The sequence below is a fragment of the Streptomyces iakyrus genome, from assembly GCF_000717055.1.
GTDB lineage: Bacteria > Actinomycetota > Actinomycetes > Streptomycetales > Streptomycetaceae > Streptomyces > Streptomyces iakyrus.
In genome coordinates this window covers 160,835-185,715 of sequence record NZ_JNXI01000014.1, presented here as the reverse complement: position 1 = coordinate 185,715, position 24,881 = coordinate 160,835, and the positions used below count along the sequence as shown (strand labels likewise).

Sequence of the window (24,881 nt, the reverse complement as noted above, 5' to 3'; positions counted from 1 at the left end):
CGCGTAAGGTGGCGTGCTCGTAGACATACATATACGCGCACGCCACCCGAACGCGACGAGGGAGACGCCCTGACCATGCCCGCCAGCACCGGCAACGGCGCCGTGACGCGCAGCACCCTGCGGCAGCAGATCGCCGACGCGCTCCGTGACGAGGTGCTGGCCGGGCGGCTCCAGCCGGGGCAGGAGTTCACGGTCAAGGAGATCGCCGAGCAGTACGGGGTGTCGGCGACGCCGGTGCGCGAGGCGCTCGTCGACCTGTCCGCGCAGGGGCTCCTCGAAGCCGACCAGCACCGCGGCTTCCGGGTCCGCGAGTACTCGGTCGACGACTTCCGCGGCATGATCGAGGCCCGCGGGCTGGTCATCGAAGGCATGTTCCTCGCGCTGAACGAGGGGCGGCCCAATGCGGTGCGGCCCGATGACCCCCGGGCCGCCGCCGTCGTCGCCGGGGTCCGCAGGCGCGGCGAGGAGGCCCAGCGGGCCGCCGCTGCCGGTGACCTCACCGTGCTCATCGGCTACGACCTGCGCTTCTGGCGCGAGCTCGGCGCCTGCTTCGGCAACCCCTACCTCGCCGACTTCCTGCACCGGCTGCGCGTCCAGACCTGGGTCTGCGCGGTGCAGCACCTGCGCCGGCTCACCGATCTGCGCGGCGAGCTGTGGGCCGGTCACACCCAGCTGGTCGACGCCCTGATCGTCCGCGACAACGAGGCCGCCCGGGCGATCATCGCCGCGTACAACACGCACTCGCTCACCCTGATCGAGCGGCTCGCCCGCGGATGACCCGCGTCGCCGCTGCGTGTGTGGGTATGGGACATGCACGGCGGGAGCCGTGACCGTGCCGCACCGCTACCCTTCTTGACCACCGTGCTACCCGACCGCGCTGAGCGAGGAGCCTTCTTTGGCCTGTGACCTGTGGCTGGTACCGCTCGTGGACGTGTTGTGCCACACGCCGGACAACCCCTTCGCCGAGGAACTCGCGCAATACAACAAGGTGCTCGCCGAGGCCGGTCTGCCGCCGGTGCCGGTGTACCAGTACATGCCGGGCCTGTCCGGCGAGGTCGCCCCGGTCGCGGGCTTCGACTACGACGCGCTGCACTTCCTGCGCCGCGCCTATCTGCTCCAGGTGTGCGGCCTGCCGGTGACGCCCGTGGACGAACTCGGCGGTGACTACGAGCAGTTGCTGGAGATGTTCGAGTCGACGGCCCAGCAGTCGCACCTGGTCTGGCACTACGACCACGCGGGCGCCTACGTCCCCGTCGACTTCCCCAGTCCGCTCGCCGACGACGATCTCCTCGCGGGCGGCGGCCCGCTGGGCTCCTCGCACGCCCTGCTGCGCGAACTGGAGACGGTCGCCCCGGGCATCGGGATCGACCCGGCCAACCCGCCGGCCGCGCCCCAGCCGCCGCTCGCGCCGACGGAGCTGGAGGAACCCGCCGTCCCCGCCCCGTACGACCCGAGTCCGTTCGCCCGTGAGCGGCACGTCTGGCTCGGGCTGCACGCGGCCGTGACCCGCAGTCTCGCCCAGGGGTCGATGATCGTCTTCAGCTGATCCTGCGGCTCACCGCCCCAGCTGGGAGAGGCCCTTCTGCACGTCCTCCAGGTTCATCACCGGCGTGTAGGTGATCTCCGCGCCCAGCTGGAGGAAGTAGGGCTCGCTGATGACCGGCATCTGCCAGCTGTCCTGCATGTCGAAGACCACGTAGGCGGTGCGCTTGCCGTGGTCGGAGGTGAAGTAGGCCGCTTCGGGCTTGATCTGTTCCATCGACTCCTGGATCAGCTTCCCCAGGGTGCCGTTCCGGATGGCCTCGTTGGCCTTCTCCGTGTCCATGGACGCCTTGAGCAGTACGCGCATCGTGGTCACCTTCTCTGGTCGACGCACGTGGGGGTATGGCTTCAGCGTATGCCGGTTCCCGGCAACTCTCCTCGCGACGGAACGCAGGCCGCCCCCCGTGCGTACGGGGGACGGCCTGCGGATGCCGGGGCGGCTCAGATGAACGAGTTGATCTCGATCGTCTCGTCCCGGCCCGGGCCCACGCCGATCGCGGAGATCGGGGCGCCGGACATCTCCTCCAGCGCCTTCACGTACGCCTGGGCGTTCTTCGGCAGGTCGGCGAAGGTCTTCGCCTTGGAGATGTCCTCGTTCCAGCCGGGGAGCATCTCGTAGACGGGCTTGGCGTGGTGGAAGTCGGTCTGGGAGTAGGGGAGCTCCTCGACCCGCTTGCCGTCGATCTCGTACGCCACGCAGACCGGGATCTGCTCCCAGCCGGTGAGGACGTCGAGCTTGGTGAGGAAGAAGTCGGTCAGGCCGTTCACGCGGGTCGCGTAGCGGGCGATGACCGCGTCGAACCAGCCGCAGCGGCGGTCACGGCCGGTGGTGACACCGCGCTCGCCGCCGATGCGGCGCAGCGCCTCGCCGTCCTCGTCGAACAGCTCCGTCGGGAACGGGCCGGCGCCGACACGGGTCGTGTACGCCTTGAGGATGCCGATGACCCGGCTGATCTTCGTCGGGCCCACGCCGGCGCCGGTGCAGGCGCCGCCCGCGGTCGGGTTCGACGAGGTGACGAAGGGGTACGTGCCGTGGTCGATGTCCAGGAGCGTGCCCTGGCCGCCCTCGAACAGGACGACCTTGTCCTCCTCCAGCGCCTGGTTGAGGACCAGGACGGTGTCGGCGACGTACGGCGCGAGCTTGTCGGCGTAGGCCAGCAGCTCCTCGACCACCTGCTCCACGGCGATCGCGCGCCGGTTGTAGAGCTTGGTGAGGACCTGGTTCTTGACGTCGAGGGCCGCCTCGACCTTCTGCGTGAGGATCGACTCGTCGTACAGGTCCTGCACGCGGATGCCGACGCGGTTGATCTTGTCGGCGTAGGTCGGGCCGATGCCGCGGCCGGTCGTGCCGATCTTCCGCTTGCCGAGGAAGCGCTCGGTCACCTTGTCCACCGTCACGTTGTACGGGGTGATGATGTGCGCGTTTCCGCTGAGGAGGAGCTTGGACGTGTCGACGCCACGCTCGTTCAGACCGCTCAGCTCGGAGAGCAGGACCGACGGGTCGACGACGACGCCGTTACCGATGACCGGCGTGCAGCCGGGAGACAGGATTCCGGAAGGGAGGAGGTGCAGTGCGTACTTCTGGTCACCGACGACCACCGTGTGGCCGGCGTTGTTGCCGCCCTGGTAGCGCACCACATAGTCCACGGAGCCACCGAGAAGGTCGGTGGCCTTTCCCTTGCCTTCGTCACCCCACTGAGCACCGAGCAGCACAAGTGCGGGCACGCGCGTACACCCCTTCCGGGCGGGGCATGTCCATGGTCGAGGGCGAACGCGGATAATCGCAGCCGCGTGCACCGCGACCGCCGTTGGCCGCCAACCGTCGGACCGGATGCCCCGGAATAGACGAAGCCCCTGGCGCAATAGCGCAAGGGGCTCTTGCACAAAGATGCTACCCGAGGAAGCGAGGCATGGCCGAGGTGGCGACTTCCGCGACGTCCGAGCAGCTGCTGGTGGTGGTCGACCCGGTCGCCCGTAGGTCGGACGGCGAGTCCGTCAGGATCGCGAAAGACGTGCTCGGAGCGGGTGCGGGCATGAAGCTGTGCCTGCCGGACGGGCCGGAGGAGTTCGCCAGGGCGCTGGCCCGGCGGGGCTCGCGGCGGCCGGTGGTGGTGGGCGACGACCGGGCGCTGATCCGGGCGGTGGCGCTGCTGCACCGGCACCGGGAGCTGGCCGGATGCGTGCTGTCGGTGGTCCCGGTCGGGGGCGCGCTGTCCCTGGCCCGGTCGCTGGGGGTGCCGACGGGGCCGGTGGCGGCGGCGCGGGCGGTGCTCGACGGGGTCGAGCGGCGCATGGACCTGATGGTCGACGACAGCGACGGCGTGGTGCTCGGCGCGCTGCGGATACCGCCGCTGCGGCCCTCACCGGCGGCCGGGACGGGCCCGGAGACCGAGCCGGATCCGGACGACGTGCCGGGCCGCCCGTGGCTGCGGACCTGCCAGTCCCTGGTCCGGACGCTGGTTCCGCCGGGCCGCGCGTCCCGGCCGGCCGCGGCGTCCGAGCCGGGACCGTCCCGGCTGCGGGTCGAGGTGGACGGGGAGACCCTCGTCGACCTGAATCAGCCCGTGGAGGCGGTGTCGGTGTCACCGGCCGCGTCGGGCGTCGCATCGGTGGAGGTCAGACCCGTTTCGGTGGGCGCGGAGGCCTCGCCGCTGCTGGCCGAGGGCCGGACGGTGACGGTGTCCGGGGCACACTTCCGCTACCGCGCGGACACGGTCGTGTCGGGGCCGGTGCGGACCCGGACGTGGGTGGTGCGGGAGGGGGCGTGGGGGCTGACGGTGCCGGCGGGGCAGTGAGCCGGCCGCTGGTCATTCCGGCCCGAACGTCTTCTCCCGGTGCACGCGCCAGCGCTCCATCATCTCCGCGATCTCGCCCTCGACGAACTCGAAGAAGGCCAGCGTCTCGGCCATGCGGCGCCCGGCCGGGGTGCCGGCGCCGAGGCTGGTGACGCCCTCGCGCAGGGCGCCTTCCCAGCGCTTGATGACGGCCTCGCGGTTGGTCAGCGCCTCGTACCACTGGTTGCCGTGCACCCGGTAGCGCTCCCGGCGCGATCCCGGCTCCCGTTCGCGCGAGACCATGTGCGTCTGGGCCAGGTAGCGCACCGCCCCGGACACCGCCGCGGGGCTGATCCGCAGCTGCTCCCCGAGCTCGGCGGAGGTCATCGAGCCCTCGTCGGAGGAGAGCAGCGCGGCGAAGACGCGGGCGGGCATCCGCGCCATCCCCGCCTCGACGAGCTGCGCGGCGAAGGACTCCACGAACCTCGACACGGCCTCCGCGTCCCGGCCGGTCCCGGCTGATTCCGTCATGAGGCCCATCCTATCCAGGCTTCACACGGTTCTTTAACTTCACAAATTTCTAAAGGAAGCGTACGTTCTGAACCATGACGAAGGCCATCACCGTCTCCGGACTGCACAAGTCCTTCGGGCGGACGCGCGCTCTCGACGGGCTCGACCTGGAGGTCGCCGCCGGTGAGGTCCACGGCTTCCTCGGCCCCAACGGCGCCGGGAAGTCCACCACCATCCGAGTTCTGCTCGGTCTGCTGCGCGCCGACTCGGGCGCCGCGCAGGTGCTCGGCCGCGACCCCTGGGCGGACGCGGTGGAGGTGCACCGCCGGATTGCCTACGTCCCCGGGGACGTGACGCTGTGGCGCAACCTCTCCGGCGGCGAGGTCATCGACCTCTACGGCCGGCTGCGCGGCGGGCTCGACGCGGGGCGCCGCGCGGAGCTGACCGAGCGCTTCGAGCTCGACACCACCAAGAAGGGCCGCACCTACTCCAAGGGCAACCGGCAGAAGGTCGCCCTGGTCGCCGCGTTCGCCTCGGACGTCGACCTGCTGATCCTGGACGAGCCGACCTCCGGGCTGGACCCGCTGATGGAGGAAGTCTTCCGGCGCTGCGTGGAGGAGGAGCGCGACCGGGGCCGCACGGTCCTGCTCTCCTCCCACATCCTCAGCGAGGTCGAGGAGCTGTGCGACCGGGTGAGCATCATCCGGGGCGGCCGTACGGTCGAGAGCGGTTCGCTCGCCGACCTGCGCCATCTGACCCGCACCAGCGTCGTCGCCGAACTCGCCGGGCCGCCCGACGGGTTGTCGGCGCTGCCCGGCGTGCACGACCTCGACGTGCGGGGGCGCCGCGTCCGCCTCCAGGTCGACACCGAACGGCTGGACGGCGTCCTGCGGTCGCTGAGCGAGTCGGGCGTGCGGTCGCTGACGTCGACACCGCCCACGCTGGAGGAACTCTTCCTGCGGCACTACCAGGACGAGGCGGCGGACCGATGACGGCCTTCGCGGTACGGCACGGCGGCACACGCCAACTCGCCGGCACCGGCACGCTGCTGCGCTTCGCCCTGCGCCGCGACCGGCTGATGATCCCCCTCTGGATCGCGGTCGACGCGCTGATGGTCCTCTCCATGCCGGGCACGCTGGAGGGCCTGTACGGCACGCCGGCCGAACGCGCCGACCTGGTCCGGCAGATGGAGACCAACTCCTCACTGCGCGCGATGGTCGGCCCGGTCTTCGGCGACTCACTGGGCGCCCTCACGGCCTGGCGCGTCGGCATCTACGCCGGTGCCCTGGCGGCCGTGATGAGCCTGCTGGTCGTCGTACGGCACACCCGGGACGAGGAGGAGAGCGGCCGACAGGAACTGGTCGCGTCCGGCACGGTGGGGCGCCGGGCCTCGCTGACGGCGGCCCTGCTGGCGGCGGCCGTGGCGAACGCGGTGCTGGCGCTGCTGGTGACGGCGGGCCTGGCCGGACAGGGCGCGGCCGGGGCCCTGGCCCTCGGGCTCGGGATCGCCGGGGCCGGGATGGTCTTCGCCACGATGGCGGCGGTCGTCGCGCAGCTGACGGAGAGCGCACGGCTGGCCCGCGGCCTGACGGCGGCGGTGCTCGGGACCGCCTTCGTCCTGCGCGCGGCGGGCGACTCGGGGACGGACGACGGCTCGTCGGTTCTGACCTGGCTCTCACCACTGGGCTGGCTGGAGAACCTGCGGCCCTACGCCGGCGAACGCTGGTGGGTGCTCGCCCTCCTGGCCGGAGCGGTCGTCCTCCAGGGGGCAGTTGCCTACGCCTTGGCCGGCCGCCGGGACCTGGGCATGAGCTTCCTGCCGACCCGGCCGGGCCCCGCGTCGGGCAGGCTGGGCACCGCGAGCGCCCTGGCCTGGCGGTTGCAGCGGGGCGGCGTGCTCGGCTGGAGCATCGGCTTCTTCCTCGCCGGGGTCGTCTACGGCGGCATGACCGAGGGCGCGGCCGACCTGGTCGGCGACAACGCCAACGCCCGGCGGATCATCGAGCGGATGGGCGGGCAGTCCGGCCTGACGGACGCGTTCCTGGCGTCCATGATCGGCATGCTGGGCCTGGTCGCGGCGCTCTGGATCGTGGCGTCGGTGCTGCGCCTGCACGGCGAGGAGACCTCGGGCCGGGCGGAACCGGTGCTGGCGAACGCGGTGGGGCGGCTGCGGTGGGCCGCCGGGCACCTGGTGATCGCCTTCGGCGGTGCCGCCTGGATCATGCTGCTGGCCGGACTGGGCTTCGCCGTCGGTTACGGCAGGCAGATGGGGCCGGTCCTGGCCGCCTGCCTGGTGCAGCTCCCGGCGGTGTGGGTGGTCGGCGGCGTGGCGGTGCTGCTGCACGGCGTCCTGCCCCGGGCGGCCGTCGCGGCCTGGGGTGTCGCCGGGGCGGTACTGCTGATCGGCTGGATCGGGCCCGCGCTGGATGTGCCGCGGGCGGTGCTGGACGTCTCGCCGTTCGGGCATCTGCCGAAGCTGCCGGGCGGCTCCATGGAGTGGGGGCCGGTGGCGGTGCTGACGGGGGTCGCGGTGCTGCTGGTGGCCGGGGGGCTCGCAGGGTTGCGGAGGCGGGACATGCTTACGTGATCAGTCGACGTACTGCTTGAGCTTCTCGGTGTCCAGTTCGATGCCGAGGGGCTCAGGGATCAGCAGGGCGACCCCGAAAGGTGCCGTGCGGCAGTTGCCGTATCCGACGCCCGGGTCCGGATCGCTGTAGAGCTTGACGGCGCAGGCATCCCGATCGACCAGCAGATAGAAGGGAATGCCGGCGGCGCCGTAGGCGACGGGCTTCTCCTGGCGGTCGCGCCGGTCGGTGTCGGAGTCGTACGACGTGACTTCGAGAACCAGGAGCACCCCGCTCGGGTCAGCCCATTCCCCGTGCCCCGCGAAGTGTTCCTCGGGCACGAGCACGGCGTCGGGGCGGGCCCGGCCATCACGGTACTTCTCCACGCGCAGGCCCTGCCCTTGGTAGAGGTCGAGGTCGGGCCTGTATTGCATGCAGCGCCGCAGCAGCCACGTGACGATGGTGTTGTGGTCCCCGTCGGCCACCCTCTTGGCCCCGATCCGTCCGTTGATGAACTCCAACCTGACGGCATCGTCGGTCTCCTTGGCCGCGAAGGCGGCGATCCTCTCGAACTCCTCGACCGACATCTGGGGCGTCTGCAAGCCGCGCTCTGCCATAACCGTCATGGTGCACCGCCTTTCAGGTTGTGGCCAGTGTGGCGAGGCCCGGACGACAGCGGGTCGATACGCCTTCCTGATCATCCGAACGGGTGATCACCCCACCTCGACAGTCAGACACTCCAAGCCTCTGATCACAAAGTTCGGCTTCCGAACAGGCTCGGCGGCGAGCCGCAGCGTCGGGGCCCGCTCCAGCAGCGCCCCCATCGAGGCGGCCAGCTCGATACGGGCCAGGGGTGCGCCGATGCAGTAGTGGATGCCGGCGCTGAAGGAGATGTGGGGGTTGTCCGCGCGGGTGAGGTCGAGGTCGGACGGGTTCCGGAACACCGCCGGGTCGTGGTTGGCGGAGCCGAAGAGCATGGCGATCTCCGCGCCGCGCGGGATCGTCGTGCCGTCGATCTCGATCTCGTCCAGAACCCAGCGTTCGAACAGCTGCAACGGGGTGTCGTACCGCATCAGCTCCTCGATCGCGGAGGGGACGAGCGTGTGGTCCGCGCGCAGCGCCGCCAGCTGGGACGGGTTGCGGAACAGCGCGTACCACCCGTTGACCGTGGCGTTCACCGTGGCTTCGTGGCCGGCGTTGAGCAGCAGGACACAGGTGGAGATCATCTCCTGCTCGGTGAGCCGGTCGCCCTCGTCGTGGGCTGCGATGAGACCCGAGATGAGGTCCTCGCCGGGCTCCTTGCGGCGGGCCGCGATCAGCTCGCGCAAGTAGTCGGAGAACTCGACCGACGCCCGGACCGCCTTCGCCGCCGTGTCCTCGGACGGCTTCAGCTCGTACATCCCGCAGATGTCCGCCGACCAGGGGCGCAGCGGGGCCCGGTCGGACTCCGGGATGCCGAGCATCTCGGCGATCACCGCGACGGGGAGGGGTTCGGCGACGTCCTTCAGCAGGTCGCCGCCGCCCTTCGCGACCAGCGCGGACACCAGCTCGTCGGCCAGTCCCCGCACGTACGGCTTCAGCCGCTCCACCGTGCGGGGCGTGAACGCCTTCGACACCAGGCGGCGGATCCGGGTGTGGTCCGGCGGCTCCAGGTCGAGCATCCCGTGGTCGTTGAGCGTGTGGAACGGCTCGTGCTCCGGCGGGGGCGCCGTGCGGCCGAACTCCTCGTGCGAGAAGCGGTGCTGGTACGTCCGGCCGAGGCGCCGGTCGCGCAGCAGTGCCGAGACGTCCGCGTGGTGCGGGACGAGCCACTGGTTCGTGGGCTCGAACCAGTGCACCCGGCCCCGGGCACGCAGCTCGGCGTAGACGGGGTACGGGTCGGTGAGGAACGCCGGGCCCCACGGGTCGAACCCGAGGTCGAAAACAGCTGCCATGAACGGACGCTAGCCCGGCGACCCCCACCCTGACCAGGGGCGGCGCCCACCTGTCACCCCGGCGTCACCAGCCGCGCCTCGTACGCGAACACCGCCGCCTGCGTCCGGTCCCTCAGGCCCAGCTTCACCAGGATCCGGCTGACATGCGTCTTGATCGTGGACTCGGCGACGACCAGCCGACCCGCGATCTCCGAGTTCGACAGGCCCTGCGCGATGAGGACCAGCACCTCCGTCTCCCGCTCGGTGAGGTCACCGTAGGCCGCGTGGGCGGAGGGCATGAGATGCGGCTTCTCGGAGAGCTTGGAGAACTCCGTGATCAGGCGTCTGGTCACCGAGGGGGCCAGGAGCGCCTCCCCGGAGGCCACCACCTTCACCCCGTCGGCCAGCTGGCGGGCCGAGGCATCCTTGAGGAGGAAGCCGGAGGCACCCGCGCGCAGCGCCTGGTACACGTACTCGTCGAGGTCGAAGGTGGTGAGCACCAGCACCTTCGCCGCGCCGTCGGCCGCCACGATCTCGCGGGTCGCCTCGATGCCGTTCAGCTCGGGCATGCGGATGTCCATCAGCACCACGTCCGGGGCGAGCTCGCGGACCTTGGTGACGGCCTCCCGGCCGTTCACCGCCTCGCCGACGACCTCGATGTCCGGCATCGCGTTCAGCAGAACCGAGAACCCCTCGCGCACCATCATCTGGTCGTCCGCGATCAGGACGCGGATGGTCATACGTCACCCTCGTCCGGCAGGGCGACCGGCAGGAACACCGCCACCTCGTAACCTCCGTCGTCCGTGCCGCCCGCCGTCATCTCGCCGTTCAGCATCGACACCCGCTCCCGCATGCCCGTGATGCCGTGCCCGGCGCCCGGCGAGGGCTTGATCAGGCTCGGGTTCGGCGGCGGGCCGTTGACGATGCGCAGGCCCAGGCCGCCGAGAACGTACCCGATCTCGACGCGGGCCGTCGCGCCCGGCGCGTGCCGCAGGGTGTTGCTCAGGGCCTCCTGCACGATGCGGTACGCCGACAGCTCCACGCCCTGCGGCAGCTCCCGCACCGCGCCGGTCACCACCTTCTCGACACCCAGCCCGGCCTCCCGGACATTGGCCAGCAGCCCCTCCAGGTCGGCGAGGGTGGGCTGCGGGGCGTCCGGAGCCTCGTAGTCCTCGGCGCGGACGACGCCCAGCACGCGGCGCAGTTCGGTCAAGGCCGCCACCGCGTTCTCCCGGATCGTGGCGAACGCCTTCTCCAGCTCCGGCGGCGGGTTCTCCACCCGGTAGGGCGCGGCCTCCGCCTGGATGGCGACGACCGACATGTGGTGGGCGACCACGTCGTGCAGCTCGCGGGCGATTGTGGTGCGCTCCTCCAGCAGGGTGCGGCGGGAGCGTTCGTGCGCGGTGACCGTCTGCTGGGCGTTGACCTCCTGCTCGGCGTGGCGGCGGATGTGCCAGACGGTGACGCAGAGCAGGACCAGGGCCGATATGACCAGCATGGCACCGGAGTTGCTGCCGTACTCGTAGTAGGTCGGGCCGATGCCGGTGTCCGCGAGGAGGGCGTACATCGCGGTCAGCGCCCACATCCACGCGGCCGTGCGCGGCCGGGTGCGTATCGCCACGACCGTCAGCACGGTCAGGTGACAGGCGAAGCTGCCGGGTGTCCAGGGCCATTCGCCCCAGCGGCTGCCGAGCACGGAGGCGATCGGGGTGGAGACCATGGACGCCCAGAAGGCGCCGACCGGCCGCACCATGGTCAGCAGTACGGGAATCGCGCAGAGCAGACCGACCAGCAGGGCCGGGCCTCCGGTGTCGACCGTGGAGAAGGCCAGGGTGATCAGGGCCGTCGCGGTGATCACGGCGTGCGGAAGCCACTGCGCGTACTCCCGCAGCCGGCCCGGCAGCCGCCGGACGATCCGCCCGTCCGTGTGCCGCCCCGGCAGCGGCCGGTAGGCGAACGCGTCGTGGATCAGGTCCTGCCGCAGCCCGCGCAGGGCGTCCACCGCCAGCCGGTACTCCGGGCTGCGCGATGCCGCCCCGTCCCCCGGCGGCCTGGTCTGCATGTGAGTCGTCTCGGTCACGTACAGAACGGTATGCGGCCCCCCGGCCCCGGTCGTCCCCTTGGAGAGGGGTTCCTCGGCGTCCCTCTCAGGTACTACGGGGCCCCGTCGCCCACCCCTCAGTACCCCGAGGGCCGGACCAGCCCCGACTCGTAGGCGAACACCGCGGCCTGCGTGCGGTCCCTGAGGCCCAGCTTCACCAGGATCCGGCCCACGTGGGTCTTCACCGTCTGCTCGGCCACGAACAGGTGCCGGGCGATCTCCGCGTTCGACAGGCCCTGCGCGATCAGCGCGAGCACCTCCGTCTCCCGCTCGGTCAGGTCGCCGACGCGCTCCTTGAGCGGGGTGCGGGGCTTGCCGTCGAGCCGGGAGAACTCGGCGATCAGCTTGCGGGTGATGACCGGGGCGAGCAGCGCCTCCCCGGCCGCGACCACCCGGACCGCCTCGGCGAGCTGCTCCGACGACGCGTCCTTCAGCAGGAACCCGGAGGCTCCGGCGCGCAGCGCGTCGTACACGTACTCGTCGAGGTCGAAGGTGGTGAGCACCAGCACCCGCATGTCCGGGTGTGCGGCGGTGAGGTGCCGGGTGGCCTCGATGCCGCCGATCCCGGGCATGCGGATGTCCATCAGGACGACGTCCGGGGCGAGCTCCGCGGCCAGGGCGATGCCGCTCTCCCCGGTCTTCGCGTCGCCGACGACCTCTATGTCGGGCTGTATGCCGAGCAGCACGGTGAAGCCCTGCCGGACCATCGCCTGGTCGTCGACGATGAGAACCCGGATGGGGTTGCCGGTGCCGCTCGTCATGAGGTCCCTTTCCTGCGGGCCGTGGGGTGGTCGGTGCCCGGGGAGTCCTCGGGCGGGGTGTCCGGGAGGAAGGCGGTGACCTTGAAGCCGTCCCAGTGCCAGGGGTGCGCCGTCATGGTGCCGCCGAGCATCGCGACCCGCTCCCGCATGCCGAGCAGCCCGTGACCGGCCCCCGTCGACGGCGGTGGCGGCCCGGTCGGGCGGCCGTTGACGATCTCCACCTCCAGGCCGTCCGGCTCGTAGGTGAGACGGACCGTGATCCGCGCGCCGGGCGCGTGCCGCAGGGCGTTGCTCAGCGCCTCCTGCACGATCCGGTACGCCGACAGCTCCACCCCGGGCGGCAGCGGACGCCGCTCTCCCTGGATGTCGGTGACGACCTCGCGTCCGGCCGCCCGGGTGTTCTCCACGAGCGCGTCGAGCCGGTCGAGCGTGGGCTGCGGGGCATGCGGTGTGGTCTCGTCGCCCGCGTCGGCGAACGGCTCCCCCGGCCCGGAGTGCTCCGAGCGCAGCACGCCCAGCACGCGGCGCAGTTCGGTCAGTGCCTCCAGCGCGTTCTGCCGTATGCCCGCGAGGTTCTCCCTGAGCTCCTCGGGCGGGTTCTCCACGAGGTGCGGGGCGACCTGCGCCTGGATGGAGATGACCGACATGTGGTGGGCCACCACGTCGTGCAGTTCCCGCGCGATGCGGCTGCGCTCCTCCAGCAGAGTGCGGCGGGTGCGTTCTTCGGCGGTCAGCGTGGTCTGCTCCACGAGCTGGGCCCGGGCCTCGCGGCGGCCGCGCAGGGCGGTGCCGACTATCACCACGACGGTGAACAGGGAAAATGCGAGCACGCCGGTGGCGTCGTAGCGCTCGGCGCCCTGCAGGCTCTCCAGGACATAGGTGAAGAGCGCGGTCACGGCCAGGGCAGCCGTCGCCGCACGGGTGGGGACCCGCAGCGCGAGCAGCAGCAGCACGAACATCTCGGCGATCAAACCGGCCGGGGTCCAGGGCCACGTGTAGGTGTCCGGGTCGAAGCCGAGACGGCCGCGCACCGTCACGGCGGCCACGAGGAAGGCGCCCAGGGACAGCCACCACGCCGGCACCGGCCGCCAGAGCCCCAGGACCATGGCGCCGCCCTGCGCGCCCGCGACCAGCAGGGCCAAGCCGGCAGGGAGATGGCCGTTGTCGGTCATGTCTCCGGCGCCGCCGACCGTGACTCCGAACGCCGCCAGGCACACGATTCCGTGCGGCAGCCAGCGCAGCCACGTGGAAGGCGGCAAGGGATCCACCCGGACGGTCCACAGGTCCTGGCCCAGCTTCCGCAGCCAGCCCCCGACGCGCGCCCGCAGCGCGCGGCCCGCCCCCGTGTCCATCACACGGCCCAGCCTAGACATGGCGCGCCTTCGCCGCTGCGCCCCGGCCGGACGGACGGTGCGCCCGCACCACCCGCGACCTGCGTCCCCGGCCGCCTCCGCCTCGCTCGAAAGAACGGAAGGCGGCCCAGCAGGCCGCGAGGGCCAGCGCGAACACGGGCAGCCACAGCAGCCGGAACCCGACCCAGCCGAGACCGTCGGGCGGCGTGTGCAGGCCCGGGAGCCTGCCGGCGAGCAGGCCGGTGGCGGTCGTGGCCATCAGGGCCGTCTGGTGCCAGAGGAAAACGGTCATCACGGAGAGGTTGACGAGCGCCACGGCCGCCCACGCCACGGGCCGGCGCATCGCCCGCCGCAGCCGCTCGCGCAGCAGCAGGGCGAGACCGCACTGGGCCAGGCCGAAGGTGACGACGGCCAGTGTCGGCGGATCCAGGTTGGACACGCCCTCGCCCGGGACGCCGACCATGGACGCCGGGTAGCCCGCCCACGCCACCAGCGCCGCGGTCGCCGCCGCCCCGGCACCCAGCAGGACCCAGCCCGCACGGCGCCGCTCCAGTTCGCCGCGGGTCCAGGCCGCGCCCAGCGTGTAGGGCACCGCCCAGGCGGCCGCCACGTTCACCCAGCCCAGCCAGGCGGGACCGCCGAGGCCGAAGCGCAGCAGGTCCACGTGCAGGACGACGGCCAGCGGCCAGAGCGGGTTGAGCCGGGCGAGCAGCGGGGTCGCCGCCGTCAGGCCCGCGAACACCACGAGGAACCACAGGGGGGACAGGGCCAGCTTCACCAGCGTGCGCACCGTGCCGTACTCGGTGCCCGACAGCAGCAGCGCGACGGCGGCGACCGTCCACAGGGTGAGGACGGCGGCGACCGGCTTGAACAGCCGGGACAGCCGGGCCGTCAGCCACTGGTGGTACGGGATGCCCCGGGCCCGCGCCGAGGCATGACCGCGGGTGGCGACATGGCCCCCGACCAGGAAGAACACGGCGAGTGTCTGGAATATCCAGGAGACGGGCGTCAGCCAGGGCATGTTGTGCAGCGGGCTCGCCGTGCGCAGGGCGCGGCCGTCGGAGACGAGGGCCGTGACCAGCCAGTGCCCGAGGACGACGCCGAGGACGGCGGCGGCCCGCAGGGCGTCCACGGCCCGGTCGCGGCCGGGCGGGATGGCCGCGCCGATGCGGCCGGCGCCCCGGCGCACTGTCTGCCGCAGGGCGCGTACGCCGATGTCAGTCATGAGTCACCGCCTTGGTATCGCCCAGGACGATCCGGGCCAGGTTGGTCAGGGAGGCCGAGCCGGGCCTGAAGTAGTCGCTGTGGCCGCCGTCGCCCGCCGTGAAGACCCGGGCGCCGAAAGCCGGGGAGACGGGGTCGGTGCCGAAGCCGACGGTGGTGCCGAACAGGTCGAGGTCGACGTGCGGGACGTTCTCCACCCAGTCGTCGCCGCCCCGGGCCGCCCAGACGCGGGCGCGGGTGTGCAGGCCGCCGGCGGTGTCGGCACCGGTGCCCGGGCTGCCGACGAGCGCGATGTCGTCGACGACGAGCCCTGTGGCGGCACGGCCGCAGACCACCGAGCCGTACGAGTGGCACAGCAGCGCGATGCGCGGTCCTGCGCCCGCTATGGCACGCAGGTCGGCGACGAGCGCACGCAGGTGCGGGGCCGCCTGCTCCGCCCTGCCGGTCGTCGTGACCGTCGTGCTGACCGTGCCCGGCGTCTCGTAGCCCATCCAGGCCACGACCGCGGTGCGCGTGCCCGCCGGGGCCTGCCGGCCGAGTTGCCGGTGCAGGGCGGCGGCCGCCGCGTGGAACCGGCCGTAGGTGTCGAGGCTCGTGTCGGATCCGGGGACCAGCACGGCGATGCGGTCGGCCCGGGCGAGGTCGCCGAGGACCTCCGTCACCCGGCCGGAGCCGCGGCCGTCGAACCGCAGGAGGTGCCGGGCCGGGGCGGCCAGGCGGCGGTCCGTCGCGGCGCGGTCGCGGTCGTGGTGGGCGGCGGCCATGCGGGCCGCCTCGGCGGCGTTGGCCCGGTTGGCCGCGTACGCCGCGTCGAGCGTCGACGCGCTGAGGGGGGCGAGGGAGGCGGGGGCCGGTGCGGGGGTCTGCGGTCGTACGGCCCCGGACAGGGGGACGACCACCGCACCGGTGATGAGGACGGCGAGCGCGGCTCGGCGCCATCGGCCGGCGCGGCGCCTGCCGCCGCCACGGCGGTACTGCGGTGCGGACCCCATGGTCGTCCCCCTCCAGCGCACCCGGCCATCGGGTCTGCGTGGAAGGGAAGTTACGGAGCGGGGCACCTCGTCCGCGTCACACCGGGGAACTCACCTGCGGCGTAGCTCTCAGGTACTACGGGTATGACCCGGGGCGCTCTTAAGGGGCGGCTCTCCAGGGACGGCTGCCCCTCACCAGGCCAGCTGCGCGATCTCCTCCACCGCCACCGCGCACGCGTCGGCCGCCGGGTCGATGAGCGGGAAGTGGCCCACGTCCTCCAGCAGCGTCACCCCCACCATCTCCCCGGCCTTCGCCGCCGCCTCCGCGTACGACTCGGCGACCGCCTGCGGCACGTCGAGGTCCGCACGGCCCTGCACGAGGGTGGTGGCGATGCCCGTGGGCAGCAGCAGCGCCGGGTCGGCGTACGGCTGCCGCTCGGCGAAGTGCTCGTCCCCGCCCAGGAGTTGACGCGCGGCGCCCCCGCACACGTCCAGCTTGTCGGCGATCGCCAGGTCCGCGATCGGGGCGAGGGCGACGACGCCGCGAAGCGTCACCGGACTGCCGCTGCGCCAGGGCGAGTCCGCCGGCAGGACGTGCCGGGCGGCACCCCACAGCGCGAGGTGCCCGCCCGCCGAGTGGCCCGTGAGGACCGTGCGGCGTGGGTCGGCCTGCGGCAGCAACTCCCGTACCAGCGCGGGCAGGGCGTCCAGCGCCGCCGCGACGTCGTCGAAGGTGTCGGGCCACCGGCCCGCGAGGGAGTCGCCGTCCCCGCCGCGCCGGTACTCGACGCTGGCCACGGCGAACCCGCGGCGGGCGAGGAAGTCCGCGAACGGGCTGATGTGAAGCCGGTCGTAGGGCGCCCGCCAGGCGCCGCCGTGCAGGACGACGACGACCGGGGCCGGGCCGGGGCCGCCGGCCCGGCGCGGTGCGAAGAAGTCGATGACCTGGTCCGGGTGGTCGCCGTAGGCCGCGGTGGCGTCGGGGTCGACGGGCGCGTGGGAGAAGGCCGACTTCTCCTCGGCAGCGGCCCGTGCTGCTGCGACGTCGTCCGTCATGCTCCAACCTTCCAGCGATGAACCGTACGGGGCGGACCAGTTGAGGGGGTCAGCCGTTGGCCGGGACGGTACCAGGCGCGTGACATGCGCGGACATGCGGTTGTCACGCTCGGTGAAGAGCGGACGGACGCCGCGGGGCCGGGACACCACAGGGGCGTCCCGGCCCGCCGCCGCTCAGGCCAGCGTCTGCGCCAGCACCCGCGCCGCCCGCTCCACGTCGGCGAACCCGACGTACAGCGGGGTGAAGCCGAAGCGCAGCACGTCCGGGGCCCGGAAGTCACCGACCACACCCCGCTCGATCAGCCGCTTCATCACGTCACCGGCGTCGTCACAGCGCAGCGCGATCTGGCTGCCCCGCTCCCCGTGCGCCACCGGCGTCAGGCACTCGACCCGGCCCTCGGGCACGTACGCCGCCACGCACTCCAGGAAGAAGTCCGTCAGCGCGAGGGACTTGGCCCGCACCGCCTCGACCGACACCCCGTCCCACACGTCGAGGGCCGCCTCCAGGGCGAGCATGGAGAGGATGTCGGGCGTGCCGACCCGGCCGCGCAGCGCGCCGGGAGCCGCCTCGAAGTCGCTCCGCATCCCGAACGGCTCGGCGTGCGAGTTCCAGCCGGGCAGCGGCGAGTCGAAGCGGTCCTGCACCTCGCGCCGCACATACAGGTACGCCGGTGAACCGGGCCCGCCGTTCAGGTACTTGTAGGTGCAGCCGACCGCGAGGTCCACGCCGTGCTCGTCCAGCCCGACCGGCAGGGCGCCCGCGCTGTGGCACAGGTCCCAGACGGCGACCGCGCCCGCCGCGCGCACGGCGGCCGTCAGACCGGGCAGGTCGTGCAGCCGGCCGGTGCGGTAGTCGACGTGGTTGAGGAGGACCGCGGCGGTGCGGTCACCCAGTGCGCCCGGGACGTCCGCCGGTGCCACGGGCCGCAGGGTGCAGCCGGTCATGCGGGCGGCGGACTCGGCGATGTACCCGTCGGTGGGGAAGGTCGTCGCGTCGACGAGCAGTTCGTCCCGGCCCTCCCCGGCCATCCGCACCGCTCCCACAACTGCCTTGAAGACATTGACACTTGTGGAGTCGCCCACGACGATCTGCCCGGGCGCCGCCCCGACCAGCGGGGCGATCCGGTCACCGATCCGCTCGGGCGCCGTCCACCAGCCGCTCTCCTCCCAGGACCGGATGCGCAGCTCGCCCCACTGGCGGCGTACGACGTCCTCGACCCGCCCCGGGACGACGGCCGGCAGGGCGCCGAGCGAGTTGCCGTCGAGGTAGACCACGTCGTCGAGGACGAACTCGGCGCGCTTGCCGGCGAGTTCGTCGACGGCATCCAGCTTCCGCGCGCGTTCCGCCGGCTCAGACATAGGACCGCGCCGTCCACAGCTCGGGGAACACGTTCTTCTGCGCGCGCTTCTCCAGCCAGGCCACGCCGGCGGAGCCGCCCGTGCCGGTCTTGGCGCCCATCGCGCGGCGGGTGGCGACCAGGTGGTCGTTGCGCCAGCGCCACACCAGCTCGGCGACGTCGCTCAGCGCCTCGCCCAGCCGGGCGACCTCGTCGCTCTCGTCGCCCGAGTAGACGGCCGTCCAGGCCGCCTCCACCTCCGGCGAGGGCTCGTAGCGCTTCGAGACGTCGCGCCGCAGCACGGCCTCCGGGATGTCGTGCCCGCGCCGCGCCAGCAGCCGCACGACCTCGTCGTACAGACTCGGCTCGTGCAGCGCCTTCTCCAGCTCGGCGTGCACGCGCGGTGCGCCCCGGTGCGGGACGAGCATCGACGCGGACTTGTCGCCGAGCAGGAACTCCATGCGGCGGTACATCGCCGACTGGAAGCCGGAGCCCTCGCCGAGGGCGCTGCGGTACGAGTTGAACTGGGCCGGCGTGAGCTGGGCGAGGGGCTTCCAGGAGTGGTTGAGCGCCTCCAGCTCGCGGACGGACCTCTTGAGCGCGTGGATGGCGGTCGGGATGTCGTCACCCCGGAGCGCGCCCGCGGCCGTCTCCCACTCGTGGACGATGACGGTGAACCACAGCTCCATCACCTGGGTCGTGACCAGGAAGACCATCTCTCCGGGATCGTCGGAGAGGGTGTGCTGGAGGTGGGTGAGTACGTCTGCCTTGACGTAGTCCTCGTACGGCGTCGTGCCGTGGAAGTCGAGATGCGGGGTCTCGGGCTCGTGAGCCTCGTGGGACATCGCTGTCTCCTGCGTATAACTCCGGGTAGCGGTCCGCCCCTGCCGAATCCGACACGGGGGCCCCGGTCCCCGAGGGCATCTTGCGCAATCGTCCCCCGAAACCGCAAGGCCCGCCTTTCGGGGACGGGCCTCGCGTGCACGGACCGTGCGTCAGCCCAGGACCTGCGCCGCCGTCGGCGAGGAGTCCTTCAGGAACTGGGAGCAGCGCTCGTACTCCTCCTGCTCGCCGATCGCCTGGGCGGCGCGGGCGAGGGCGTGCAGGGCGCGCAGGAAGCCGCGGTTCGGCTCGTGCTCCCACGGCACCGGGCCGTGGCCCTTCCAGCCGTTGCGGCGCAGCGCGTCCAGGCCGCGGTGGTAGCCCGTGCGGGCGTACGCATAGGACTCCACGGCCGCGCCCCGCTCGAACGCCTCGTCGGCGAGCTGCGCCCAGGCGAGCGAGGAGGTGGGGTGAGCACCGGCGACCTCGGCGGGCGCGGCACCCGACGCGAGCATTTCCCGCGGCCCGGGGTCGTCGGGGAGGTGGGTCGGGGGCGGGCCCCCGAGAAGGTTCTCGTGAATGGACATGCCCCAAGTCTGCGCCATACCGCTCGGCCGCGGGCACCGGTCCCACCGAGGACCAGCCCGGGCACCGGCACCCCGGCCTACCCCAGCCACTGCCGCACCGGCACCCCCGCCTACCCCGCGCTTCCGAACCGGCCACCCCGCCCAGCCACTTCCGCACCGCACCCCGGGCCCACCCCAACCACTCCCCCACCAGCACCGCAGCCCACCCAAGCCACTTCGCACCGCACCCCAGCCACCCCAGCGCTTCCGCACCGCACCCCGGACCCACCCCAGCCACTTCCGCACCGCACCCCAGGCCCGCCCCAAGCACCTCCCCACCGGCACCCCCGCCTACCCAGCCACTTCCGCACCGGCACTTCCGCCCTACCCCAACCGCCTCCGTACCGGCTCCCCCTCCAGCGGCGGCGCCGTCACACCGCCGTGCCGCAGGCACTCCGGCCGCTTGCAGTCCGGCGGCGGCCTGCGCACCACCGCCGCCGCGATCACCGCCCCCGCCACCAGCGCCCCCGCGCACCACACCATCGCCTTGTCGAACGCCGTGTCGAAGGCGGCCGGCTCCCGGTACGCCTCCTCGCCCATGCCGGCCAGCAGCGGCAGCGCCGCCACCGCCAGCAGGCCCGCCGCCCGGGCCGCCGCGTTGTTGATGCCGCTGGCCAGGCCGGCCCGCACCACGCTGACCGAGCCCAGCACCGTCGCCGTCAGCGGCGCCACCAAGGTGACCATGCCGAGACCGAGAACCAGCAGCGCCGGCAGCACATCGGCCACGTACGACGCCCCCGGCCCCACACGCAGCATGAGCAGCATCCCGACCGCGCACAGCAGCGGCCCCACGGTCAGCGGGATCCGCGGCCCGATCCGGTCGGCCAGCTCCCCGGACCGCGCGGACAGCAGCAGCATCAGCACGGTCGTCGGCAGCAGTGCCGTACCGGCGCCGAGGGCGGAGTAGCCCACGACCACCTGGAGCTGGAGCGCGGCGAGGAAGAAGAACCCGCCGAGGGCCGCGTACACGCACAGCGTGACGAGGTTGACGGCCGTGAACAGCCGCGACGCGAAGATGTCCGGCGGCATCATCGGATCCGGCCGGCGCCGCTCCACGAGCACGAACGCGACGGCCGCGGCCAGCCCGGCCACCGCCGAGACCACCACCACGAGACCGCCCTCACCGGCCTCGATCAGCGCGTACGTCACCAGCGCGAGCGCCAGCGCCCCCAGCACCGCCCCGAGCACGTCGAACCGGCCGTGGGCCGAACCGTCCCCCGACTCGGGCACGTGCCGCAGCGCGATGGGCACGCACACCAGGGCCACCGGCACGTTCAGCAGGAATACCCACCGCCAGCCCGGCCCGTCCACCAGCCAGCCGCCGACGAACGGCCCGACCGCCGCCCCGATCCCGCCGAAGCCGGACCACAGGCCCACCGCCCGCCCCCGGTCGTCGGGGTGGAAGGACGCCTGGATCAGCGCCAGTGACCCGGGCGTCAGCAGCGCACCGCCCACCCCTTGCAGGGCCCGCGCGGCGATCAGCACGCCCGCGTTCGGCGCGATCCCGCACAGCAGCGACGCCACCGCGAACCACACCACGCCGACGACGAACACCCTCCGCCGTCCGAACCGGTCCCCGAGCGCCCCGCCCAGCAGGATCAGCCCGGCGAGTGTGACCATGTACGCGTTGACCGTCCACTGCAGGGCGGACAGGCTCGCGTCGAGGTCGCGGCCGATGCGCGGCAGGGCGACATTGACGACGGTCGAGTCCAGCATCGCCATGCTGGAGCCGAGGACGGTGGTGAGCAGGACCCACTTGCCCTGCGGTGAGGCCAGCCGGACATCGGGCATGCAGGGAGCATAGGAGCATACGGAAGAGCCCGGCACCTCAGAAGGTGCCGGGCTCTACGCGAGCGGAACCGGGACTTACTTGATCTTCGTGCCGGTCGAGCGCAGGTTGCCGCAGGCCTCGACGACACGCGCGGACATGGAGGCCTCGGCCAGCTTGCCCCAGGTGCGCGGGTCGTAGGTCTTCTTGTTGCCGACCTCGCCGTCGACCTTCAGGACACCGTCGTAGTTGCGGAACATGTGGTCCGCGACCGGGCGCGTGAACGCGTACTGGGTGTCGGTGTCGATGTTCATCTTCACGACGCCGTTCTCCAGCGCGGTGCGGATCTCCTCCTCCGTGGAGCCGGAGCCGCCGTGGAAGACGAAGTCGAACGGGGAGCCCTTGCCGAACTTGGCGGCGACGCCCTCGTTCAGCTCCTTCAGCAGCTCGGGACGCAGGACGACGTTGCCCGGCTTGTACACGCCGTGCACGTTGCCGAAGGACGCGGCGAGCAGGTAGCGGCCCTTCTCGCCCAGGCCGAGGGCCTCGGCGGTGCGGATCGCGTCGTCGACCGTGGTGTAGAGGGAGTCGTTGATCTCGTGCGAGACGCCGTCCTCCTCGCCACCGGTCGGCGTGATCTCCACCTCAAGGATGATCTTCGCGGCGCGGGCCTGCTCCAGCAGCTCCTGCGCGATGGAGAGGTTGTCGGCGAGGGTCTCGGCGGAGCCGTCCCACATGTGCGACTGGAACAGCGGGTTCAGACCGGCCTCGACGCGCTTCTGGGAGAGCGCCAGCAGCGGACGTACGTACCCGTCGAGCTTGTCCTTGGGGCAGTGGTCGGTGTGCAGCGCGATGTTCACCGGGTACTTCTCGGCGACGATGTGCGCGAACTCGGCCAGGGCGACGGCGCCGGTGACCATGTCCTTGCTGTACTGACCGCCCAGGAACTCGGCTCCACCCGTGGAGATCTGGACGATGCCGTCGCTCTCCGCCTCAGCGAAACCGCGCAGGGCCGCGTGCAGGGTCTGGGTGGAGGTCACGTTGATGGCCGGGTAGGCGAACTTTCCTGCCTTCGCCCGGTCCAGCATCTCGTTGTAGACCTCGGGAGTTGCGATGGGCATGCGTCCGCTCCTTGTATCTGCGGGTTGACGTACTGCTGTGTCTAACGGCCCTGACCTAGACCTTGGGGTGCGACGTCATCGTCGGCCCCATCTTTCCAGACTTGGCCGGAAGGTCCAGGCCACCGTCCACGCCCTGGTCAGTACCCGGTCAGTCGAGGCCCAGCTCGTCCTTGGAGAAGGCGAAGAGGTACGGCACCCCGGCGCCCTCCTGGATCTTCTCCGCGGCGCCGGTCGCCCGGTCGACGATGGTCGCGACGGCGACGACCTCGGCCCCGGCCTCGCGCACGGCCTCGACGGCGGTCAGCGGGGAGCCGCCGGTGGTGGAGGTGTCCTCGACGACCAGCACGCGGCGGCCCGCGATGTCCGGGCCCTCGACGCGCCGCTGGAGGCCGTGCGCCTTGGCGGCCTTGCGTACGACGAAGGCGTCCAGGCGCTTCCCGCGCGCGGCGGCCGCGTGCAGCATGGCGGCGGCGACCGGGTCGGCTCCCATGGTCAGGCCGCCGACCGCGTCGAAGTCCAGCTCGGCGGTCAGGTCGAGCAGCACCTGCCCGACCAGCGGCGCGGCCTCGCCGTCGAGCGTGACGCGCCTCAGGTCGACGTAGTAGTCGGCTTCCAGCCCCGACGACAGGGTCACCTTGCCGTGCACCACGGCCTTGTCCTTGATCTGCTGCAGCAGCGCGCCGCGAGTGTCCGTCATGCCGCCCAGCTTAGAGGCGGCGCCAGCTCCAGGTCGTCGAGGCCTCCAGCGGCTCCAGGGGCGTGACCAGGTGCGGCAGGGTGTTGAGCCCGTTGGGCGGCCCGGTCTGCGGCTCCACGCACACGGCTTCGCGCTGCTCGTCGTAGACGACGACCCACTCCTCGCGGCTGGTCACCTTCAGTTCCAGCTGACCGGGCCAGGTGAGCGTGGCCTCGACGCCGCCGGGCATCCCGAAGCAGTCGTCCCAGGGGCCGGGCTTCGGGTCGATCCGGTTGCCGGTGGGCAGGTGGTCGTCGCCGCGCTCCTCCTGCCAGGCGGGGTCGAAGCCGAGCCGCACGTCCTCGCCGCCGAGGTTCCGGTTGAACCAGGGGTGCCAGCCGATCTGCGCCGGGAAGGACGACTCGTACGTCTCGACGGACATGCTCAGCGTCAGGGCGTCCTCGGTGAGCGCGATGATCTGGGTGACGCGGCCCGGGTGGGGCCAGGGGTCGACGAGCTCGTATGTGAGGACCGCCTCGTCCGTGCTCGTGCGGGCGGTGCGCCAGGCGTGGTCGCGGACGGTGCCGTGGATGGCGTGCGGCGGGGCGTTCAGCGGCAGCTGCCGCACCTCGGCGCCGTCGAGGAACCGGCCGTCCCGGATCCGGCCGCACCAGGGCACCATCGGGAAGCACCCGAAGCGCTCCCCCTGCCGGAGCAGCTCCACTCCGCCGATCCGCAGCCCTCCGACCCGGCCGCCGTTGCCCGGCTGCACGGTCACCTCCGCGTCGCCCGCGGTCAGCGTGATGTCTTCGTCACTCACGGGACGACCCTACTGGGGTGATCAAGAGGGCCTCGCGTGCAGCGGGGCGTTTCAGCGGCGCCGGCGCAGGGCCCGGACCGCCACGATGGCCGACGCCACCGCGAGCGCCGCCGCGGGCGCAGCCCAGCGCAGCGGGGCGGGAGGCGACACGGTCTGCGGTGCGGGCACCGGCGCGTACCGCCCGCGCGGCGGGGCGTGGTCCACCTCCTCGGCGCTGCGTCCGATCATGGTCCTCCGGGCGTGCGCCGCCTCGGCGATGTCCTCGTCGTCCTCCTCCTCGTCCTCCTCGTCCTCGGGTCCGTGGGAGGGGGCCGGGCGGTCGGCACCGAAGGCGGAGGGGCGCTCGGGGGCCGGGGGTTCCTCGGTGAGCCCGAGGTCGGCGGGGGTCTGCTCCTCGGCTCCGGCTCCGGCCCCGGCACGCTCGTCGTGCGTGCGGTCCGTGCCGTCCGTGCCGTTCGCGTCTTGGGTGGCCGCCGTGGCCAGGTGCTCCGCGAAACGGTTCAGCAGCCGGGTGACGGCACCCTCCACCGCCTCCGTGGGAAGGTCGGTGATCCGTCCGTCGGCGGACGCCGTGCCGTCGTACGTGACGGTGCAGCCGTCCTCCGCATCGCGCAGGGCGATCCGCAGGGTGAGCTCGACCGAGCCGCTGCCGCGCGACTCCTCCGCCTCGCCCTCGACGGCGTAGCTGCCGTCGTCCCGCCGGGAGACCCGGACGGCACCGCGGTAGGTGACGGAGTGGCTGCCGACCCGGATCTTCAGCCGCCCGGCGACCGGCTCGGCGCCGGCGTCCTGCTGGAGCCCGGGAACAGCCCGGGCGACCCGCGCGGGGTCGTCCAGCACCTCTCTCAGCCGCTCCGCCGGAACCGGAACGAACACCTCGTGCTCCATGTCGACGGACTCTACCCAGCACAGCCCGAAACGCACCCCCGCCTGAGGGATTCAC

General features: G+C 72.5%; 25 protein-coding genes. 5 read left to right on the top strand and 20 right to left on the bottom strand.

What is annotated here, in order from left to right:
- The first annotated feature begins 75 nt into the window (after positions 1-75).
- Both OO68_RS22165 and OO68_RS22160 read left to right on the top strand, forming a co-directional pair.
- Positions 76-777, top strand: coding sequence for a GntR family transcriptional regulator (locus OO68_RS22165; protein ID WP_033310152.1), 702 nt, complete (start codon positions 76-78; stop codon positions 775-777).
- A gap of 118 nt (positions 778-895) precedes the next feature.
- Positions 896-1,546: a putative DNA-mimic protein gene (locus OO68_RS22160; RefSeq protein ID WP_033310151.1), complete on the top strand. Its 651-nt coding sequence runs from the start codon at positions 896-898 to the stop codon at positions 1,544-1,546.
- A 9-nt stretch (positions 1,547-1,555) separates the two neighbouring features.
- Here OO68_RS22160 and OO68_RS22155 read toward each other — a convergent pair whose 3' ends face one another.
- Positions 1,556-1,849 carry a hypothetical protein gene (locus OO68_RS22155; RefSeq protein ID WP_033310150.1) on the bottom strand — a complete coding sequence of 98 codons (294 nt, stop codon included), beginning with the start codon at positions 1,847-1,849 and terminating at the stop codon, positions 1,556-1,558.
- Between the two features lie 134 nt (positions 1,850-1,983).
- The gene (locus OO68_RS22150; RefSeq protein WP_033310149.1) at positions 1,984-3,267 is read right to left on the bottom strand and encodes an adenylosuccinate synthase; all 1,284 of its coding nucleotides are present in this window, start codon (positions 3,265-3,267) and stop codon (positions 1,984-1,986) included.
- Between the two features lie 185 nt (positions 3,268-3,452).
- On the opposite strand from OO68_RS22150, the gene OO68_RS22145 reads away from it, so the two are divergent.
- On the top strand, positions 3,453-4,337 hold the full coding sequence (locus tag OO68_RS22145) for a diacylglycerol kinase family protein (protein WP_033310148.1): 885 nt from the start codon (positions 3,453-3,455) through the stop codon (positions 4,335-4,337).
- A 12-nt stretch (positions 4,338-4,349) separates the two neighbouring features.
- On the opposite strand, the gene OO68_RS22140 is transcribed toward OO68_RS22145, so the two are convergent.
- Positions 4,350-4,847 carry a GbsR/MarR family transcriptional regulator gene (locus OO68_RS22140; RefSeq protein ID WP_033310147.1) on the bottom strand — a complete coding sequence of 166 codons (498 nt, stop codon included), beginning with the start codon at positions 4,845-4,847 and terminating at the stop codon, positions 4,350-4,352.
- Between the two features lie 74 nt (positions 4,848-4,921).
- Here OO68_RS22140 and OO68_RS22135 point away from each other — a divergent pair, with 74 nt between their 5' ends.
- Positions 4,922-5,818 carry an ABC transporter ATP-binding protein gene (locus tag OO68_RS22135; protein ID WP_033310146.1) on the top strand — a complete coding sequence of 299 codons (897 nt, stop codon included), beginning with the start codon at positions 4,922-4,924 and terminating at the stop codon, positions 5,816-5,818.
- On the top strand, positions 5,815-7,413 hold the full coding sequence (locus OO68_RS22130; protein WP_033310145.1) for an ABC transporter permease: 1,599 nt from the start codon (positions 5,815-5,817) through the stop codon (positions 7,411-7,413). The genes OO68_RS22135 and OO68_RS22130 overlap by 4 nt, the downstream gene beginning before the upstream one ends.
- Here the strand turns inward: OO68_RS22130 and OO68_RS22125 are convergent, their stop codons facing one another.
- The 17 genes from OO68_RS22125 to OO68_RS22045 all read right to left on the bottom strand — a co-directional run bounded on the left by OO68_RS22125 (position 7,414) and on the right by OO68_RS22045 (position 24,826).
- The gene (locus OO68_RS22125; RefSeq protein ID WP_033310144.1) at positions 7,414-8,016 is read right to left on the bottom strand and encodes a Uma2 family endonuclease; all 603 of its coding nucleotides are present in this window, start codon (positions 8,014-8,016) and stop codon (positions 7,414-7,416) included.
- Between the two features lie 87 nt (positions 8,017-8,103).
- Positions 8,104-9,324, bottom strand: coding sequence for a cytochrome P450 (locus tag OO68_RS22120; protein WP_033310143.1), 1,221 nt, complete (start codon positions 9,322-9,324; stop codon positions 8,104-8,106).
- Between the two features lie 53 nt (positions 9,325-9,377).
- Complete coding sequence (locus tag OO68_RS22115; protein ID WP_033310142.1) at positions 9,378-10,043, bottom strand: response regulator; 666 nt, start codon at positions 10,041-10,043, stop codon at positions 9,378-9,380.
- Positions 10,040-11,365, bottom strand: coding sequence for a sensor histidine kinase (locus OO68_RS22110; protein ID WP_078625402.1), 1,326 nt, complete (start codon positions 11,363-11,365; stop codon positions 10,040-10,042). Before OO68_RS22110 ends, OO68_RS22115 begins: the two co-directional genes overlap by 4 nt.
- Positions 11,366-11,481: 116 nt before the next feature.
- On the bottom strand, positions 11,482-12,165 hold the full coding sequence (locus OO68_RS22105; protein ID WP_033310140.1) for a response regulator: 684 nt from the start codon (positions 12,163-12,165) through the stop codon (positions 11,482-11,484).
- On the bottom strand, positions 12,162-13,538 hold the full coding sequence (locus OO68_RS22100; RefSeq protein ID WP_033310139.1) for a sensor histidine kinase: 1,377 nt from the start codon (positions 13,536-13,538) through the stop codon (positions 12,162-12,164). The genes OO68_RS22105 and OO68_RS22100 overlap by 4 nt, the downstream gene beginning before the upstream one ends.
- On the bottom strand, positions 13,531-14,742 hold the full coding sequence (locus tag OO68_RS22095; protein WP_033310138.1) for an acyltransferase family protein: 1,212 nt from the start codon (positions 14,740-14,742) through the stop codon (positions 13,531-13,533). Before OO68_RS22095 ends, OO68_RS22100 begins: the two co-directional genes overlap by 8 nt.
- Complete coding sequence (locus OO68_RS22090) at positions 14,735-15,733, bottom strand: alpha/beta hydrolase (protein WP_033310137.1); 999 nt, start codon at positions 15,731-15,733, stop codon at positions 14,735-14,737. Before OO68_RS22090 ends, OO68_RS22095 begins: the two co-directional genes overlap by 8 nt.
- Before the next feature lie 171 nt (positions 15,734-15,904).
- Positions 15,905-16,768: an alpha/beta hydrolase gene (locus tag OO68_RS22085; RefSeq protein WP_033310455.1), complete on the bottom strand. Its 864-nt coding sequence runs from the start codon at positions 16,766-16,768 to the stop codon at positions 15,905-15,907.
- Positions 16,769-16,942: 174 nt separating this feature from the next.
- Positions 16,943-18,127, bottom strand: coding sequence for a kynureninase (kynU, locus tag OO68_RS22080; protein ID WP_033310136.1), 1,185 nt, complete (start codon positions 18,125-18,127; stop codon positions 16,943-16,945).
- Positions 18,120-18,950, bottom strand: a complete 831-nt coding sequence (locus OO68_RS22075; RefSeq protein WP_033310135.1) for a tryptophan 2,3-dioxygenase family protein — start codon at positions 18,948-18,950, stop codon at positions 18,120-18,122. Before OO68_RS22075 ends, kynU begins: the two co-directional genes overlap by 8 nt.
- Before the next feature lie 150 nt (positions 18,951-19,100).
- Complete coding sequence (locus OO68_RS22070; protein WP_033310134.1) at positions 19,101-19,514, bottom strand: DUF3151 domain-containing protein; 414 nt, start codon at positions 19,512-19,514, stop codon at positions 19,101-19,103.
- Between the two features lie 363 nt (positions 19,515-19,877).
- A complete protein-coding gene (locus OO68_RS22065) occupies positions 19,878-21,344 on the bottom strand; it encodes an MFS transporter (protein WP_033310133.1) in 1,467 nt (488 codons plus the stop codon).
- A 75-nt stretch (positions 21,345-21,419) separates the two neighbouring features.
- Positions 21,420-22,442: a class II fructose-bisphosphate aldolase gene (gene fbaA, locus OO68_RS22060; protein WP_033310132.1), complete on the bottom strand. Its 1,023-nt coding sequence runs from the start codon at positions 22,440-22,442 to the stop codon at positions 21,420-21,422.
- 148 nt (positions 22,443-22,590) lie between these two features.
- Entirely contained in the window at positions 22,591-23,139 is a 549-nt protein-coding gene (gene pyrE / locus OO68_RS22055) for an orotate phosphoribosyltransferase (protein WP_030245666.1), read from the bottom strand.
- Positions 23,140-23,149: 10 nt separating this feature from the next.
- Complete coding sequence (locus tag OO68_RS22050; RefSeq protein WP_033310131.1) at positions 23,150-23,938, bottom strand: aldose epimerase family protein; 789 nt, start codon at positions 23,936-23,938, stop codon at positions 23,150-23,152.
- A 51-nt stretch (positions 23,939-23,989) separates the two neighbouring features.
- The gene (locus OO68_RS22045) at positions 23,990-24,826 is read right to left on the bottom strand and encodes an SRPBCC domain-containing protein (protein ID WP_078625417.1); all 837 of its coding nucleotides are present in this window, start codon (positions 24,824-24,826) and stop codon (positions 23,990-23,992) included.
- Positions 24,827-24,881 lie beyond the last annotated feature (55 nt).

Excerpts from the sequence above, each read along its gene's own strand:
- OO68_RS22135 (WP_033310146.1), top strand. The coding sequence starts at position 4,922 with ATGACGAAGGCCATCACCGTCTCCGGACTGCACAAGTCCTTCGGGCGG.
- fbaA (WP_033310132.1), bottom strand. The coding sequence starts at position 22,442 with ATGCCCATCGCAACTCCCGAGGTCTACAACGAGATGCTGGACCGGGCG.
- OO68_RS22065 (WP_033310133.1), bottom strand. The coding sequence starts at position 21,344 with ATGCCCGATGTCCGGCTGGCCTCACCGCAGGGCAAGTGGGTCCTGCTC.
- OO68_RS22045 (WP_078625417.1), bottom strand. The coding sequence starts at position 24,826 with ATGGAGCACGAGGTGTTCGTTCCGGTTCCGGCGGAGCGGCTGAGAGAG.
- OO68_RS22105 (WP_033310140.1), bottom strand. The coding sequence starts at position 12,165 with ATGACGAGCGGCACCGGCAACCCCATCCGGGTTCTCATCGTCGACGAC.
- OO68_RS22130 (WP_033310145.1), top strand. The coding sequence starts at position 5,815 with ATGACGGCCTTCGCGGTACGGCACGGCGGCACACGCCAACTCGCCGGC.
- OO68_RS22140 (WP_033310147.1), bottom strand. The coding sequence starts at position 4,847 with ATGACGGAATCAGCCGGGACCGGCCGGGACGCGGAGGCCGTGTCGAGG.
- OO68_RS22075 (WP_033310135.1), bottom strand. The coding sequence starts at position 18,950 with ATGTCCCACGAGGCTCACGAGCCCGAGACCCCGCATCTCGACTTCCAC.
- OO68_RS22145 (WP_033310148.1), top strand. The coding sequence starts at position 3,453 with ATGGCCGAGGTGGCGACTTCCGCGACGTCCGAGCAGCTGCTGGTGGTG.
- OO68_RS22115 (WP_033310142.1), bottom strand. The coding sequence starts at position 10,043 with ATGACCATCCGCGTCCTGATCGCGGACGACCAGATGATGGTGCGCGAG.
- OO68_RS22095 (WP_033310138.1), bottom strand. The coding sequence starts at position 14,742 with ATGACTGACATCGGCGTACGCGCCCTGCGGCAGACAGTGCGCCGGGGC.
- OO68_RS22100 (WP_033310139.1), bottom strand. The coding sequence starts at position 13,538 with ATGTCTAGGCTGGGCCGTGTGATGGACACGGGGGCGGGCCGCGCGCTG.
- kynU (WP_033310136.1), bottom strand. The coding sequence starts at position 18,127 with ATGTCTGAGCCGGCGGAACGCGCGCGGAAGCTGGATGCCGTCGACGAA.
- OO68_RS22110 (WP_078625402.1), bottom strand. The coding sequence starts at position 11,365 with ATGCAGACCAGGCCGCCGGGGGACGGGGCGGCATCGCGCAGCCCGGAG.
- OO68_RS22070 (WP_033310134.1), bottom strand. The coding sequence starts at position 19,514 with ATGTCCATTCACGAGAACCTTCTCGGGGGCCCGCCCCCGACCCACCTC.
- OO68_RS22085 (WP_033310455.1), bottom strand. The coding sequence starts at position 16,768 with ATGACGGACGACGTCGCAGCAGCACGGGCCGCTGCCGAGGAGAAGTCG.
- OO68_RS22120 (WP_033310143.1), bottom strand. The coding sequence starts at position 9,324 with ATGGCAGCTGTTTTCGACCTCGGGTTCGACCCGTGGGGCCCGGCGTTC.
- OO68_RS22090 (WP_033310137.1), bottom strand. The coding sequence starts at position 15,733 with ATGGGGTCCGCACCGCAGTACCGCCGTGGCGGCGGCAGGCGCCGCGCC.
- pyrE (WP_030245666.1), bottom strand. The coding sequence starts at position 23,139 with ATGACGGACACTCGCGGCGCGCTGCTGCAGCAGATCAAGGACAAGGCC.
- OO68_RS22155 (WP_033310150.1), bottom strand. The coding sequence starts at position 1,849 with ATGCGCGTACTGCTCAAGGCGTCCATGGACACGGAGAAGGCCAACGAG.
- OO68_RS22165 (WP_033310152.1), top strand. The coding sequence starts at position 76 with ATGCCCGCCAGCACCGGCAACGGCGCCGTGACGCGCAGCACCCTGCGG.
- OO68_RS22125 (WP_033310144.1), bottom strand. The coding sequence starts at position 8,016 with ATGACGGTTATGGCAGAGCGCGGCTTGCAGACGCCCCAGATGTCGGTC.